We start from the raw sequence: 15,250 nt of genomic DNA on the forward strand, positions 1-15,250 counted from the left end.
GACTTTCCCGCTTGAATCAACACTTGAAGTGCCGCTCAGCTCTTCAGCTTCAGCCGCCGCCGGGTCTCGCTCGGGCTTTCGCGGTAATGCGCGCGATAGCTGCGCGAGAAGGACGACGACGAGTTGAAGCCCGAGATCGCGGCGATGTCGGCGAATTCCATGCGCGTCTCGATCACCTTGCGCCGCGCCGCATTGAGACGAAGCGCAAGGTAATGCTCGTGCGGGGCCACGCCCATCGTGTCGCGAAAGAGATCCTGCAGATGCCGGGTGCTGACGCCGATGCGGCGGGCGAGCCTGGCGAGCGTCAGCGGCGCCTCCACCGTCTCCTCCATCAGCTTGACCGCAGCACCCACGCGCGGATCGAGGATGCGCATGTTGCCGATCGCCGGCATCTGCAGGAGATCGCCGCGGGTGCGCTCCTGCTCGTAGATGAAGAGGCGGGAGACTTCGAGCGCCAGCGAATAGCCGTGTGCCCGACGGATCAGCTCCAGCATCAGGTCGAGCGTCGGCAGCGAGCCGCCGGTCGTGATGCGCTTGCCGTCGATGACGAAGCGCTCGCGCACCATCGTCACCTGCGGATAGCTGGTGGTAAAATCCTCGAAGTCCTCCCAGTGGGTGGTCGCCTTGAAATTGTCGAGCAGGCTGGTCTCGGCAAGCAGCCAGGAACCGGATTCGATGCCGGCCATCAGGTCGCGGTGCCGGGCGGTCTGCGAGAGCAGCATCTTCAGCTGCGAGGTGGCGCTGCGCTGCCAGTTGTAGCTTGAGAGGATGAAGAGCGGCGACGTCTCGCGCTGCGGACGGAAGATGCCGGAGACCGGAATGGGAATGCCGCTCTTCGTCTCGATCGGCGCGCCGTCGGGGCTGTAGATCGTCCAGTCGTAAAGCGGCCGCCCGGCGATACGGTTGGCCGCACGCATCGGCTCGATGACCGAGGCAACGAGGATCAGATTGGTCTCCGGCAGCACCAGGATATCGACATGCTGCACCTGCGAAACGTTCTGATCCATGCCCAAACTTCTCCGCCATATCGCCGATAATGTATAGGATGAAGCCGATAATGAAAAGCAGAACGGTCTCTCTTGGCTCGTAATGGGGTCAATAAAAGGGAGACAGCAATGCCGCTCAGCATGAACCGCGAGGTATTCATCACCTGTGCCGTTACCGGCTCAGGCGACACCGTTTCAAAGTCCAGCCACGTTCCGATCACGCCGAAACAGATCGCCGAAGCGGCGGTCGAGGCGGCCAAGGCCGGCGCTGCCGTGATCCACTGCCACGTCCGCGATCCGGAGACCGGCGCGCCCTCCCGCAGGCTTGATCTCTACCGGGAAGTGACCGACCGCATTCGTTCCGCCGATATCGACATCGTCCTGAACCTGACCGCCGGCATGGGCGGCGACCTGGTGTTCGGCAATGTCGAAAAGCCCCTGCCCGTCAACGAGAAGGGCACCGACATGGCCGGCGCCACCGAGCGCGTCGCTCATGTGGCCGAATGTCTGCCGGAGATCTGCACGCTCGACTGCGGCACCATGAACTTCTCGCTCGGCGACTATGTCATGACCAACACGCCCTCGATGCTGCGCGAAATGGCCCGCCAGATGACGGCCCTTGGCGTGCGCCCGGAGATCGAGGCTTTCGATACCGGCCATCTCTGGTTTGCCAAGCAGCTCGTCGAGGAAGGCCTGATCGAGGATCCGGTCCTGATCCAGCTCTGCATGGGCATTCCGTGGGGTGCGCCTGATGACCTCAACACCTTCATGGCGATGGTCAACAACGTGCCTGCCAACTGGACCTTCTCGGCCTTCTCCATCGGCCGCAATGCGCTCGCCTATCCGGCAGCAGCCATCCTTGCCGGCGGCAACGTGCGCGTCGGCCTCGAAGACAACCTCTATATCGGCAAGGGCCAGCTCGCCACCAACGGCCAGCTCGTCGAAAAGGCCGTCGGCGTCATCGAGGGCATGGGCGCCAAGATCATCGGCCCCGACGAAGTGCGCAAGAAACTGAAGCTGACGAAGCGTTGAGCGAGGACGGGACCATGAGCTCTATCACCAAAGCAGCCTGTGTCGGCGGCGGCGTCATTGGCGGCGCCTGGGTGGCGCGCTTCGCGCTTGCCGGCATCGACGTCAAGATCTTCGATCCGCATCCGGAAGCCGAGCGCATCATCGGCGAAGTCATGGCCAATGCCGAGCGCGCCTATGCGATGCTGACCATGGCGCCGCTACCGCCGAAGGGCAAACTGACCTTCTGCAAGAGCATCGAGGAAGCGGTCGAAGGTGCTGACTGGATTCAGGAAAGCGTGCCGGAACGGCTGGAGCTGAAGCGCGGCGTCATCACCAAGATCGACGCGGCCGCACGGCCCGATGCACTGATCGGTTCGTCCACCTCGGGCCTGCTGCCCTCCGATCTCCAGGCCGAGATGCACCACCCGGAACGCATGTTCGTGGCGCATCCCTATAACCCGGTCTACCTGCTGCCGCTCGTCGAGCTCGTCGGCGGCAAGAAGACGACCAAGGCGACGATCGAGCGCGCCATGCAGGGCGTCGAGCAGATCGGCATGAAGGGCGTTGTCATCGCCAAGGAGATCGAGGCCTTCGTCGGCGACCGTCTGCTTGAAGCGCTCTGGCGCGAGGCTCTGTGGCTGATCCAGGACGACATCTGCGATACCGAAACGCTCGACAATGTCATGCGTTACTCCTTCGGCATGCGTTGGGCGCAGATGGGCCTGTTCGAGACCTATCGCATCGCCGGCGGCGAGGCCGGCATGCGTCACTTCCTCGCCCAGTTCGGCCCCTGCCTGAAATGGCCGTGGACGAAGTTCACCGATGTCGTCGACCTCGACGATGCGCTGGTCGAAAAGATTGGCGCCCAGTCGGACGCGCAGGCCGCCGGCCGCTCGATCCGCGAACTCGAACGCATCCGCGACGAAAACCTCGTCGGCATCATGCATGCGCTGAAATCCGGCAACGGCGGCGAAGGCTGGGGTGCGGGCAAGCTGCTCGCCGACTTCGAGGCCAAGCTCTGGGCCAATGCCCGGAAGCCGGAAGCCGATCTCGGCGACGTCAAGCCGCTGCACATTCTCGACACCAAGGTCAGCGCCGCCTGGGTCGACTACAACGGCCACATGACCGAGCACCGCTATCTCCAGGTCTTCGGCGACACCTCCGACGGCGTGCTGCGCCTGATCGGCGTCGACCTCGAATATGTCCGCGACGGTCACAGCTACTACACGGTCGAGACCCACATCCGGAACCTTGGCGAAGCCAAGCTCGGCGAGGCGCTCTATTCGACCTGCCAGATCCTGTCGTCCGACGACAAGCGCCTGCACATCTTCTCGACGATCTACAGTGCCGCGACCAACGAGGCCGTGGCCACCGCCGAGCAGATGATGCTGCATGTCGACAGCAAGGCCGGCAAGGCGGTCACGGCACCCGAGGCGGTGCTGAGCAAGCTCCGCGCGATCACCGAAGCCCATGCAAAGCTGCCGACGCCAGAAGGCGCCGGACGCTTCGTCGGCCAGAAGCGCGCCTGACCGCAAGAGCGGCAGGCCAGCGACAACAGGCAGCTTCGCCCTTCGGCGGAGCCGCAAACCGCAGCCGAAGGACGCTTGAGGAGGCGGCCATCGTTTGCGGCACCGCCGTCAGCGGCGCGAAAACGAGGGGAACAACACAATGAATTTCGCACTGACCGAAGAACAGCAGATGATCGTCGATACGGTCAGGAGCTTCGTCGAAACGGAAATCTATCCGCACGAGGACGAGGTCGAGCGCACCGGTGTGGTGCCGCGCGAGCTTGGCCAGGAAATCGCCCGCAAATGCAAGGAGATCGGCTTCTTCGGCTGTAACTTCCCGGAGGAAGTGGGCGGCGCCGGCCTCGACCACACGTCCTTCACGCTGGTTGAGCGCGAGCTCGGCCGCGGCTCCATGGGCCTCACCGTCTTCTTCGGCCGGCCCTCGGGCATCCTGATGGCCTGCAACGCCGAGCAACGCGAGAAGTACCTGCTGCCGGCGGTCAAGGGCGACAAGTTCGATGCGCTTGCCATGACCGAGCCGGATGCCGGCTCCGACGTGCGCGGCATGAAGTGCTTTGCCCGCAAGGACGGCGACGACTGGATCGTCAACGGCACCAAGCATTTCATCAGCCATGCCGACATCGCCGACTTCGTCATCGTCTTCATCGCGACAGGCGAAGAAGACACGCCGCGCGGCCCGAAGAAAAAGATCACCTGTTTTCTCGTCGACCGCGGCACGCCGGGCTTCGAGATCCGCAAGGGCTACAGCTCCGTCTCCCACCGCGGCTACAACAACTGCATCCTGACCTTCGATGATTGCCGCCTGCCCTCCGCCCAGATCCTCGGCGAAGTGCACAAGGGTTTTGACGTCGCCAATGACTGGCTTTTCGCTACGCGCCTGACAGTGGCGGCGACCTCGGTCGGCCGCGCCCGTCGCGCCTTCGACTACGCGCTGAATTACGCCGCCGAGCGCAAGCAGTTCGGCAAGCCGATCGGCGCCAACCAGGGCGTCTCCTTCAAGCTCGCCGACATGATCACCGAGATCGACGCCGCCGATCTGCTGACGCTGTCGGCCGCCTGGCGGCTCGACAACGGCCTGCCGTCGAACCGCGAAATTGCCTCTGCCAAGGTCTACGCCACCGAGATGCTTGCCCGCGTCACCGACGAGGCGATCCAGATCTTCGGCGGCATGGGTCTGATGGACGACCTGCCGCTCGCCCGCTTCTGGCGCGACGCCCGCGTCGAGCGCATCTGGGACGGCACGTCCGAAATCCAGCGCCACATCATCAGCCGCGACCTGCTGCGGCCGCTGGGGGCGTGACGGGATGGCCACTCCCCGCCCCCTCGACCGCCTCATCCGCCCGCGCACCATCGCCGTCTTCGGCGGCAAGGAGGCCCGGCGCGTCATCGAACAATGCGACAAGATGGGTTTTACCGGCGAGATCTGGCCGGTGCACCCGCGCGAGGAACAGATCCTCGGACGCAAGTGCTATCGCTCGGTGGCCGAGCTTCCGGGTGCACCGGATGCTTCCTTCGTCGGCGTCAACCGGCAGCTGACCATAGACATCATCCGCGATCTCGCCGCCCGCGGCGCCGGCGGCGCCGTCTGCTACGCCTCGGGCTTCCGCGAGGCGGCAAGCGAGCTTGACGACGGCAACGACATGCAGGAGGCGCTGGTGACCGCCGCTGCCGACATGCCGATCGTCGGGCCCAACTGCTATGGCTTCATCAACATGCTCGATGGCGCCCTGCTCTGGCCGGACCAGCACGGCATGCAACGCGTCGAAAAGGGCGTCGCGATCCTGACGCAGTCCTCCAACATTGCCTGCAACATCTCGATGCAGACGCGCGGCCTGCCGCTCGCCTATGTCATGACCGCCGGCAACCAGGCGCAGACGGGCTTGTCCGACATCGCCTGCGCCGTGCTCGAAGATCCGCGCGTCACCGCCGTTGGCCTGCATATCGAAGGCTTCGACAGTATGGCAGCGCTGGAGCGACTGGCGACCCGCGCCCGTGAACTCGGCAAACCGGTCGTGACGCTGAAGGTCGGCAAGTCGGAGGCGGCACAGCTTGCGACCGTGTCGCACACCGCCTCGCTCGCCGGCAACGACCGCGTCTCCTCGGCCCTTCTTGCCCGCCTCGGCATCGGGCGCGTCGATACGCTGCCGGCGCTTCTGGAAACGCTGAAGCTCCTGCATGTGGCAGGCCCGCTTGCCAGCCGCGACATCTCCTCGATGAGCTGCTCCGGTGGCGAGGCCTCGCTGATGGCCGACGCCGGCGAACGTTACCGGGTGAACTACCGCCCCTTGCGCGACGAGCAGAAGAAGCCGCTTAAGGACGCGCTCGGCGAGATGGTGACGATCGCCAACCCGCTCGACTACCACACCTTCGTCTGGGGCAACCGCGAGAAGCAGACGACCGCCTTTACCGCCATGATGAAGGGCGGCTACGCGATCAATCTGCTCGTGCTCGACTTCCCCCGTCTCGACCGCTGCGACCCGGCCGACTGGGAAACAACCTGCCACGCGGTGATCGACGCGGCGACAGCGGCCGGCGCCCGCGCCGGCATCGTCGCCAGCCTCGGCGAGAACATGCCGGAAGCGACCGCCCTCTTTCTGATGAAGGCCGGCATCGTGCCCTTCTTCGGCATCGAGGAGGCGCTAGCGGCGATCGAGACCGCGGCTGACATCGGCGCTGCCTGGGCAAAGCCCGCCCCGCCTCGCCTGCTCGACGGCATTGGGGCCGATGATGGTGAAGCCGTCACCCTCAGCGAACATGAGGCGAAGGTGGAGCTTGCTGCCGCCGGCCTCACCGTGCCGAAAGGCAAGACCGCGACAAGCGCTGAAGAGGCAGCCAACGCCGCCGAGGCACTCGGTTTCCCCGTCGTGCTCAAGGGCCTCGGCGTCGCCCACAAGACCGAGGCGGGTGCTGTGAAGCTCAATCTCGCGAGCCGCGATGAGGTCTTTATCGCGGCAAAGGCCATGGCCGGGGTCGCCTCCGGCTACCTCGTCGAAAAGATGGTGGGCAAGCCCGTCGCCGAGCTGATCATCGGCGCCATGCGTGACCCCGTCGCTGGTCCTGTCCTGACCATCGGTGCCGGCGGTATCCTTGTGGAACTGCTAGATGATTCCACCATCCTGACGCTGCCGACGACACCCGAAGCGATCCGCGAGGCGATCGGCGGGCTGAAGATCCGCAAGCTGCTCGACGGCTATCGCGGCGCGCCTGCCGCTGATTTTGCCGCTTTGACCGACGCTGTCGCCGCAGCGGCATCCTATGTCGTTGCAAACGCTTCGAAACTCGAAGAACTCGATATCAATCCATTGATGGTGTTGCCGAACGGCCAKGGTGCCGTTGCCGCCGACGCTCTCATTCGCCGGAGGAACTGACCCTCATGACCGGACCGATCCTCACGCGCCGCGAAGGCGGCATCCTCGAAGTCACGATCGACCGGCCGAAGGCCAATGCCATCGACCTGAAAACCAGCCGTGTCATGGGCGAGATCTTCCGCGATTTCCGCGACGACGATACGCTCAGGGTTGCGATCATCACCGGCGCGGGCGAAAAATTCTTCTGTCCGGGATGGGACCTGAAGGCGGCGGCTGATGGCGACGCGGTCGATGGCGACTATGGCGTCGGCGGCTTCGGTGGCATGCAGGAGCTGCGCGATCTCAACAAGCCGATCATCGCGGCGATCAACGGCATCTGCTGCGGCGGCGGTCTGGAAATCGCCCTTTCGACCGACCTGATCCTTGCCGCCGAACACGCGACCTTTGCGCTGCCCGAGATCCGCTCCGGCACCGTTGCCGACGCGGCCTCGATCAAGCTGCCTAAGCGCATCCCCTATCACATCGCCATGGATATGCTCCTGACCGGCCGCTGGCTCGATGCCGCCGAGGCCAACCGCTGGGGTTTCGTCAACGAGATCCTGCCGGCGGGTAAGCTGATGGATCGCGCCTGGGAGCTCGCCCGCCTGCTCGAAAGTGGTCCGCCGCTCGTCTATGCCGCGATCAAGGAAGTGGTGCGCGCCGCCGAGGGTGACACCTTCCAGGGCACCATGAACAAGATCACCAAACGGCAGTTCAAGACCGTCGATATTCTCTATTCGAGCGAAGACCAGCTGGAAGGCGTGCGCGCCTTCGCCGAGAAGCGCGACCCCGTCTGGAAGGGTCGCTAGAGCATCCCGCTTTCGCGTGAAATCACCGAAAGCGCATCCCCGCCAAGCCTTGGCGGCGCAAGCAACCGAGCCGGGCGACCGGCATTGAGACGTGACGAGACGCGCGGGAAAAACCGCGCGCCATCAAACACGTATCCATAAGCCAAGCTTATGGAAATAAATTGTAATTTAGGGCGTTACAAGAAGAGTTCCAGCGATTACGCTTATCGATCTGAACAAAGGACGCCCCCGGCTGGGGAAGGAGAAGACGACAGAAAGAGAAGAAAAAAGCGGCCGTCAGGCCGATCCGAAGCCATCTGATACAATGGCTGTACGCAGCAATCTCTACCAACCACAACGAACGGCGAATGCCGACAACAGAAGGGAACAGGGGAATGAGCGATTACAAGGATTACCTCACACGACAGGTCATGCTCGGCAAGATGAACCGCCGCGAGTTCTTAGGCCGCGCGGCCGCTGCCGGCATTCTCGCCTCGACGGCAGGCACGCTGTTTGCCACCAGTGCGGCAGCACAGGAGCCGAAGCGCGGCGGCCACCTGAAGCTCGGTCTCGAAGGTGCGGCTGCAACCGATTCGAAGGATCCGGCCAAGGCGCTTTCGCAGTTCATGTTCGTCGTCGGCCGCAACTGGGGCGACATGCTCGTCGAAAGCCATCCGACGACCGGCGCACCGGTCCCGGCACTTGCCGAATCCTGGGAACCGTCTGCCGACGCCTCGACCTGGACCTTCGCCATCCGCAAGGGCGTGAAGTTCCATGACGGCAAGGAACTGACCCTCGACGACGTCATCAAGACTCTGCAGCGCCACACCGACGAAAAGTCGGAATCCGGCGCGCTCGGCGTGATGAAGTCGATCAAGGAAATCAAGGCCGACGGCGACAAGCTGGTGCTGGTGCTGACGGAAGGCAACGCCGACCTGCCGCTGCTGCTTTCCGACTACCACCTCATCATTCAGCCGAACGGCGGCATCGACAAACCCGACGCCATGATCGGCACCGGGCCCTTCAAGGTGACGAGTTTCGAAGCCGGCGTTCGCGCCACCTTCGAGAAGAACGCCGACGACTGGCGCACCGACCGCGGCTACGTGGATTCGGTCGAGCTGATCGCCATGAACGATGCGACGGCCCGCATCGCCGCCCTTTCGTCCGGCCAGGTGCACTACATCAACCGCGTCGATCCGAAGACCGTCAACCTTCTGAAGAAGGCGCCGACGGTCGAGATCCTGAACACGTCCGGCCGCGGCCACTACGTGTTCATCATGCATTGCAACACCGCCCCCTTCGACAACAACGACCTGCGCATGGCACTGAAATATTCGATGGACCGCGAAACCATGGTCCAGCGGATCCTCGGCGGCTACGGCAAGGTCGGCAACGACTTCCCGATCAACGACACCTATGCCCTCTTCCCCGAAGGCATCGAGCAGCGCGCCTATGATCCGGACAAGGCGGCCTTCCACTACAAGAAGTCCGGCCATAGCGGTCCAGTGTTGCTGCGCACCTCCGACGTCGCCTTCCCGGGTGCGGTCGACGCGGCCGTGCTCTACCAGGAAAGCGCCAAGAAGGCGGGCATCGAGATCGAGGTCAAGCGCGAGCCGGGCGACGGCTACTGGACGAACGTCTGGAACGTACAGCCCTTCTCCACCTCTTACTGGGGCGGCCGTCCGACCCAGGACCAGATGTACTCCACCGCCTACCTGTCGACCGCCGACTGGAACGACACCCGCTTCAAGCGTCCGGATTTCGACAAGATCCTGCTGGAGGCCCGCTCGGAACTCGACGAGGCCAAGCGCAAGGACATGTACCGCACCATGGCCATGATGGTGCGTGACGAAGGCGGCCTGATCCTGCCGATGTTCAACGACTTCGTGAATGCCTCCACCAAGCAGGTGAAGGGTTACGTGCATGATATCGGCAACGACATGTCGAACGGCTATGTCGCAACCCGGGTGTGGCTGGACGCATGATGATGGAAAGCGGACCGCTCACTGGTCCGGTTCCGACGGATGGGACCGCGGATGCAACGCATCCGCGGTCTGCCGAACTTTCCGGAGTACCAGCAAAACCCAACCCTGCCACCGATGGCGAAATCGGCGGCACCTTCTGGCGGCGCTTCACCTTCCGCCGCCCTCTCGCGGCGCTCGTCCTGCAGCGCCTCGGCTTGAGCGTCGGCCTGCTCTTCGCCGTGTCGCTGATGATCTTCGGCGGCATCGAAGCGCTTCCGGGCGACTTCGCCACCACCTATCTCGGCCAGTCGGCAACGCCCCAGGCGGTCGAAAACATCCGCAAGGATCTCGGCCTCGACAGGCCCTGGACCGAACGCTACCTCTCCTGGCTCGGCGGTGCGGTACAAGGCGATTTCGGCACCTCCTGGGCGAGCAAGAATTCCGTCGGCGAACAGATCAGCAAGCGCCTCGGCAATTCGCTGTTCCTTGCCTTCTTCGCAGCACTCGTTTCCGTGCCGCTTGCCGTCGGCCTCGGCATGCTGGCGGTGCAGTTCCGCAACCGGCTGCCTGACAAGATCATCAACGTCGTCTCGCTGGCGGCCATCTCGCTGCCGGAGTTCTTCGTCGGCTATCTCTTGATCATGTTCTTCGCCGTGAAGTACGGCGTCGCGACCTTCCCCGCGACCGTCTACGACAGCATGAGCTTCACCGAACGGCTCTCGGCGATCGCGCTTCCGGTCGCGACCCTCGTTCTCGTCGTTCTTGCCCACATGATGCGCATGACCCGCGCGGCGATCCTCAACGTCATGTCTTCGGCCTATGTCGAGACGGCGGAACTGAAGGGTCTCAGCATGTTCCGCATCATCGCGCGCCATGCCGCCCCCAATGCGGTGGCGCCGGTGATCAACGTGATTGCGCTCAACCTCGCCTATCTCGTTGTCGGCGTGGTCGTGGTCGAGGTGGTCTTCGTCTACCCGGGCATGGGCCAATACATGGTGGACGCGGTGACCGTGCGCGATATGCCGGTCGTTCAGGCCTGCGGTCTGATCTTTGCCGCCTTCTACATCTTCCTGAACATGGCGGCCGACATTCTCGCGATCATCGCCAACCCGAGACTGAGGCATCCGCGATGAACCTGAGATCCATCCCCATCAGCGCCTGGATCGGCATCGCCGGCATTGCGATTGCGATCTTCTGCGCCGTCTTCGCACCTGTTATCGCGCCCTTCGGCGAACGCGACGTCGTCGGCGACGTCTGGCTTCCGGCCGGCGGCGACTTCCTGCTCGGCACCGACAATCTCGGCCGCGACCTGCTCTCGCGTCTGATCTACGGCGCCCGCACCACCATCTTCGTGGCGCTGGCGGCAACCGTGCTCTCCTTCTCGCTGGGCATGCTCCTGAGCTTCACGGCCGCCGTCGTCGGTGGCCTCACCGATCAGCTCTTCTCCCGCTTCAACGACCTGATGATGGCGATCCCGACGCTGATCTTCGCCCTCGTCGTCCTTGCCGTGCTGCCGCAACATCTGTGGATCCTGATCCTCGTCATGGCGGTACTCGACTCGACCCGCGTCTTTCGCATCGGTCGCGCCGTCGCACTCGATGTCGCGGTCATGGAATTCGTCGAAGCGGCGAGGCTGCGCGGGGAGGGTTCGCTCTGGATCATCTTTCGCGAGATCCTGCCGAACACGCTGTCGCCGCTGCTCGCCGAGTTCGGCCTGCGCTTCGCCTTCTCCATCCTGTTTCTCTCCACCCTCTCCTTCCTCGGCCTCGGCATCCAGCCGCCGGCAGCGGACTGGGGCGGCATGGTCAAGGACAACAAGGACGGCATCATCTTCGGCATTTCGGCAGCCCTGATCCCGGGTGCGGCGATCGCCACGCTCGCGATCTGCGTCAACCTCGTGGTCGACTGGCTGATGAAGAGAACCTCCAGCCTCAAGGGAGGACGTGGCGATGCCTGAGATGCTTTCCGTCAAGAACCTCAAGATCGAAGCGACCAGTTACCCGCCGGGCGAGCCGCCCAAGGTTGTCACCCTCGTCGAGGGCGTGTCGTTCGACGTGCAGAAGGGCAAGGTTCTCGGCCTCATCGGTGAGTCCGGCGCCGGCAAGTCGACCATCGGCCTCTCGGCCCTCGCCTATGGCCGCGGCGGCGTGCGCATCACCGGCGGCCAGGTTCTGCTCGACGGCAAGGACATCCTGACGCTCGACAAGAACGGCATCCGCTCGATCCGCGGCGCCCGCGTCTGCTACGTCGCACAGTCGGCCGCTGCCGCCTTCAACCCGGCGCACAGGCTCGGTGACCAGGTGATCGAGGCGTCGCTGCGCCACGGCATCATGAGCCGCGACGAAGCGAAGAAGCGGGCGCTCTATCTTTTCCGCGTGCTGGGCCTGCCCAATCCGGAAACCTTCGGCGAACGCTATCCGCATCAGGTCTCCGGCGGGCAACTGCAGCGCGCCATGACCGCCATGGCGCTCTGCCCCAATCCGGAACTGATCGTCTTCGACGAGCCGACGACAGCGCTCGACGTCACCACCCAGATCGACGTGCTCGCCGCGATCAAGCACGCGATCGAGGAAACGCACACGGCGGCGCTCTACATCACCCACGATCTCGCCGTCGTCGCGCAGATCTCCGACGACATCATGGTGCTGCGCCATGGCAAGACGGTGGAATACGGCTCTACGAAGCAGATCATCGAAGCGCCGCGGGAGGATTACACCCGCGCGCTCGTCAGCGTCCGCCAGACCAAACGCGACGAGGCGCCCGACCAGACCGGGGCGCAGCTGAAGATCGAGCATATCAGCGCCGGCTACGCCAATGGCTTCAAGGTGCTGCACGATGTCTCGATGCATCTGCCGAAGGGGCAAACGCTGGCGATCGTCGGCGAGAGCGGTTCGGGCAAATCCACCCTTGCCCGCGTCATCACCGGCCTTCTGCCGCCGAGCGAGGGCCGCATCACCTTCGAGGGCAAGGAACTGCCGCGGGCGCTCAAGGGCCGCAGCAACGACGAGCTCCGCCGCATCCAGATGATCTACCAGATGGCGGATACGGCGATGAACCCGCGCCAGACGGTGCGCGACATCGTCGGGCGTCCGCTCTCCTTCTATTTCGGCCTGCACGGCCAGAAGAAGACGGAGCGGGTGAACGAGCTCCTCGACCAGATCGAGATGGGCAGCCGCTTCCTCGATCGCTATCCGGCGGAACTCTCCGGTGGGCAGAAGCAGCGCGTGGCGATCGCGCGCGCCCTGGCGGCCAAGCCAGAGCTGATCCTGTGCGACGAACCGACCTCGGCGCTCGACCCGCTGGTGGCCGAAGGCATCCTGAATCTGCTTTTGAAGCTTCAGGAGGAAACCGCTGTTTCCTATGTCTTTATCACCCACGACATCGCCATCGTGCGCGCGATCGCCGACAGTGTCGCGGTCATGCATCGCGGCCGCCTCGTGCGGTTCGGGCCGAAGTCGAAGGTGCTGTCACCGCCCTTCGACGATTATACCGACCTCTTGTTGAAGTCGGTTCCGGAAATGGAGATCGGCTGGCTGGAGCGTGTCTTGAAGACACGCCGCATGGAAAGCGCCGGCAACTGAAACCACCGAAATGATCTGAAAGGGAAGCCGACCGCCGCGCAGGCGGTCGGCTTTTCTGCCCCCAGCATTCCGCAGGGCGCAACCCTGCGAGCCTGTCACGCCGCATCGCACGCTGTCACGGCGTGGCGGACGACTTCGCTGTTTACCCCTTTGATGCGGACCAGCCTCAATGCTGCCAGAAGGGCTTCTTGACCTCGGTGTCGACCTGCTTTTCCGTCAGGCCGATATCATCGATCAGCTCCGGCGCGTCGGCTGCCATATGGGCAAGCTGATCGCGGTAGTGCTGGCGATCGTCCCACATGGCAAAGAGGCGCTTTGGGTGAAACCACTTGGTGATGCGGCTGTCGCCGGGCTCCGCCGTCTGATCGACGTCCTCGGATACGGAGTGGTAGAAGTCGGACATGCCTGACAGAAGCTTGCTCATGGTCGTCCTCCCGCGTGATGTTCAGTGCAACTCTAGCCTCATAGAGCTATGCGGCAATCGCGCATGTGCGGTGTTTTGCGTCCAGCATTTGTAGTATTTTGCTGGAGCCGCAGCAGAGTGAACGAGAGGAACGACAAGGAGGCAGGTATGGCCCGCATCCTGACGCGTCGCTTTGTGCCTGCGCTCCTGTCGGATCGCGAGCGCGCAGTCGCCGAGCGCTTTGCTGCTGGCCTGACCTATCGCCAGATCGGCGAAGCGCTCTGCGTCGCGCCATCGACGGTGCGCAGCCATCTCGCGACCATCTATGGCAAGCTCGGCGTTCGCAACAAGATCGAGCTCGCGTCGGAGATAGCCGGGCCCACGGAGGCAAGGGCCGCGGCCGTCGTGGAGGAAGGACCACCGGTGCTCGCCCTGTTCCCGATCGAAAGCCTCAACGAGGAGCAGCGTTGGCGCCGGTTCGCCGACGGCCTCTCGTCGGATATCTGCGTCGATCTCGCGCGCTACGCCGATCTGCCCGTCGTCGCCTTTCACACCATGAAGCTGCTCGGCAACCGTCCGGAAAGCTACGATGACCATGTCCAGGCGATCGGCGCGACCTATGCGGTCACCGGCCAGGTGCGCGCCGACGACCGGCAGGTACGGCTGACGATCCAGCTCTCGGAAACGCGTTCCGGCATGACGCTGTGGAGCGAACGCTACGACCGGCCGATCGGAGACATCCTTGCGCTTCAGGACAATCTGACGGAGTGCGTCGTCAACGCGCTGGCCGGCTGCTTCGGCAAGCTGGCCGCACTCGGGCGCAACGCCAGCCGCAACAAGGCGCCCTCGAACCTGCATTCCTATGATTACTATCTGCTCGGAGCCGAGCAGCTCAACCGGTTCAGCGCGGAGGGAAACGCCGCGGCGATCCGCCTCCTCACGCGGTCGCTGGAACTGGACCCGGCCCGGGTAAAAGCGTGGATCGAACTGGCCTATGCCTACTCCGTTCAGGCCTGCAACGGTTATGGCATTGACCTTGGGACGAGCATCGGCAACTGGCAGTCGGCAGTCGAACAGGCCCTGCGGCTCGATCCGACGAACCCGTTCGCCCACACATGCCTTGGTGACCTCAAGGCATGCATGGGAGATCTCAAGGGCGCCGCCGACGCCCAGATACTCGCGTTCCAGCACGGCAAGCACAATGCCGACACGCTGGCGCTTCTGGCCGGAAGCAAGGCTCTGGTCGCCGGAGATCCGGACGAAGCGATCGTGTTGATCGAAAAGGCGCTGTCCCTCAATCCGTTGGCGCCGCCCTGGTACTACGGCATGCTCGGCCGCGTCCTCTTCGTCACCGGACGCCATGCGGAGGCCCTTTCGGCGCTGGGGCGCAGTTCGCAGGAGGCGCCGAACACGCTCATGTTCCAAGCGATGGCGCAGGCGTTTGTCGGGCAATCGTCGGAAGCGGCAAGCACCGCGCTGAGGCTCAAGACCGAGTTCCCGCTGTTCTCGGTCGACCGGTTCATCGCCGGCTACCCGGTCACCAATCCTCCGGCGCTGCAAGCGGTCCAGGAAGGATGCCGGCTGGCGATGTTCGACTAAGGCAGAGACAGAAACGGCGTCACATGCCTCATCGGGTTTCGG

The 15,250-nt window shown here is 64.0% G+C and carries 12 protein-coding genes; 10 read left to right on the plus strand and 2 right to left on the minus strand.

The features are described from left to right. Positions 1 to 35: 35 nt before the first annotated feature. Entirely contained in the window at positions 36 to 1,007 is a 972-nt protein-coding gene (locus AB4Z53_RS07525; protein WP_291153871.1) for a GlxA family transcriptional regulator, read from the minus strand. A 108-nt stretch (positions 1,008 to 1,115) separates the two neighbouring features. Here AB4Z53_RS07525 and AB4Z53_RS07530 point away from each other — a divergent pair, with 108 nt between their 5' ends. The 9 genes from AB4Z53_RS07530 to AB4Z53_RS07570 all read left to right on the plus strand — a co-directional run bounded on the left by AB4Z53_RS07530 (position 1,116) and on the right by AB4Z53_RS07570 (position 13,206). Beyond that, entirely contained in the window at positions 1,116 to 2,018 is a 903-nt protein-coding gene (locus tag AB4Z53_RS07530; RefSeq protein ID WP_441595425.1) for a 3-keto-5-aminohexanoate cleavage protein, read from the plus strand. A gap of 14 nt (positions 2,019 to 2,032) precedes the next feature. Next, complete coding sequence (locus AB4Z53_RS07535) at positions 2,033 to 3,526, plus strand: carnitine 3-dehydrogenase (protein ID WP_441595426.1); 1,494 nt, start codon at positions 2,033 to 2,035, stop codon at positions 3,524 to 3,526. A 139-nt stretch (positions 3,527 to 3,665) separates the two neighbouring features. Next, complete coding sequence (locus AB4Z53_RS07540) at positions 3,666 to 4,826, plus strand: acyl-CoA dehydrogenase family protein (protein ID WP_113540389.1); 1,161 nt, start codon at positions 3,666 to 3,668, stop codon at positions 4,824 to 4,826. A 4-nt stretch (positions 4,827 to 4,830) separates the two neighbouring features. Further along, positions 4,831 to 6,894, plus strand: a complete 2,064-nt coding sequence (locus AB4Z53_RS07545) for an acetate--CoA ligase family protein (protein ID WP_441595427.1) — start codon at positions 4,831 to 4,833, stop codon at positions 6,892 to 6,894. A gap of 5 nt (positions 6,895 to 6,899) precedes the next feature. Beyond that, entirely contained in the window at positions 6,900 to 7,682 is a 783-nt protein-coding gene (locus AB4Z53_RS07550; RefSeq protein ID WP_441595428.1) for a carnitinyl-CoA dehydratase, read from the plus strand. A gap of 374 nt (positions 7,683 to 8,056) precedes the next feature. Continuing rightward, the gene (locus tag AB4Z53_RS07555; RefSeq protein WP_441595429.1) at positions 8,057 to 9,646 is read left to right on the plus strand and encodes an ABC transporter substrate-binding protein; all 1,590 of its coding nucleotides are present in this window, start codon (positions 8,057 to 8,059) and stop codon (positions 9,644 to 9,646) included. Then, entirely contained in the window at positions 9,646 to 10,758 is a 1,113-nt protein-coding gene (locus AB4Z53_RS07560) for an ABC transporter permease (protein ID WP_441595505.1), read from the plus strand. Before AB4Z53_RS07555 ends, AB4Z53_RS07560 begins: the two co-directional genes overlap by 1 nt. Then, complete coding sequence (locus AB4Z53_RS07565; protein ID WP_113540393.1) at positions 10,755 to 11,582, plus strand: ABC transporter permease; 828 nt, start codon at positions 10,755 to 10,757, stop codon at positions 11,580 to 11,582. The genes AB4Z53_RS07560 and AB4Z53_RS07565 overlap by 4 nt, the downstream gene beginning before the upstream one ends. After that, complete coding sequence (locus AB4Z53_RS07570) at positions 11,575 to 13,206, plus strand: ABC transporter ATP-binding protein (protein WP_441595430.1); 1,632 nt, start codon at positions 11,575 to 11,577, stop codon at positions 13,204 to 13,206. The genes AB4Z53_RS07565 and AB4Z53_RS07570 overlap by 8 nt, the downstream gene beginning before the upstream one ends. 166 nt (positions 13,207 to 13,372) lie before the next feature. On the opposite strand, the gene AB4Z53_RS07575 is transcribed toward AB4Z53_RS07570, so the two are convergent. Further along, positions 13,373 to 13,630 carry a DUF1127 domain-containing protein gene (locus tag AB4Z53_RS07575; protein WP_113540395.1) on the minus strand — a complete coding sequence of 86 codons (258 nt, stop codon included), beginning with the start codon at positions 13,628 to 13,630 and terminating at the stop codon, positions 13,373 to 13,375. 147 nt (positions 13,631 to 13,777) lie between these two features. Between AB4Z53_RS07575 and AB4Z53_RS07580 the strand changes: the two genes are divergently transcribed. Continuing rightward, the gene (locus tag AB4Z53_RS07580; RefSeq protein WP_441595431.1) at positions 13,778 to 15,208 is read left to right on the plus strand and encodes a LuxR C-terminal-related transcriptional regulator; all 1,431 of its coding nucleotides are present in this window, start codon (positions 13,778 to 13,780) and stop codon (positions 15,206 to 15,208) included. The last annotated feature ends 42 nt before the right edge of the window (positions 15,209 to 15,250 follow it).

It is taken from the genome of Ensifer sp. 2TAB8, from assembly GCF_052115125.1.
GTDB lineage: Bacteria > Pseudomonadota > Alphaproteobacteria > Rhizobiales > Rhizobiaceae > Ensifer.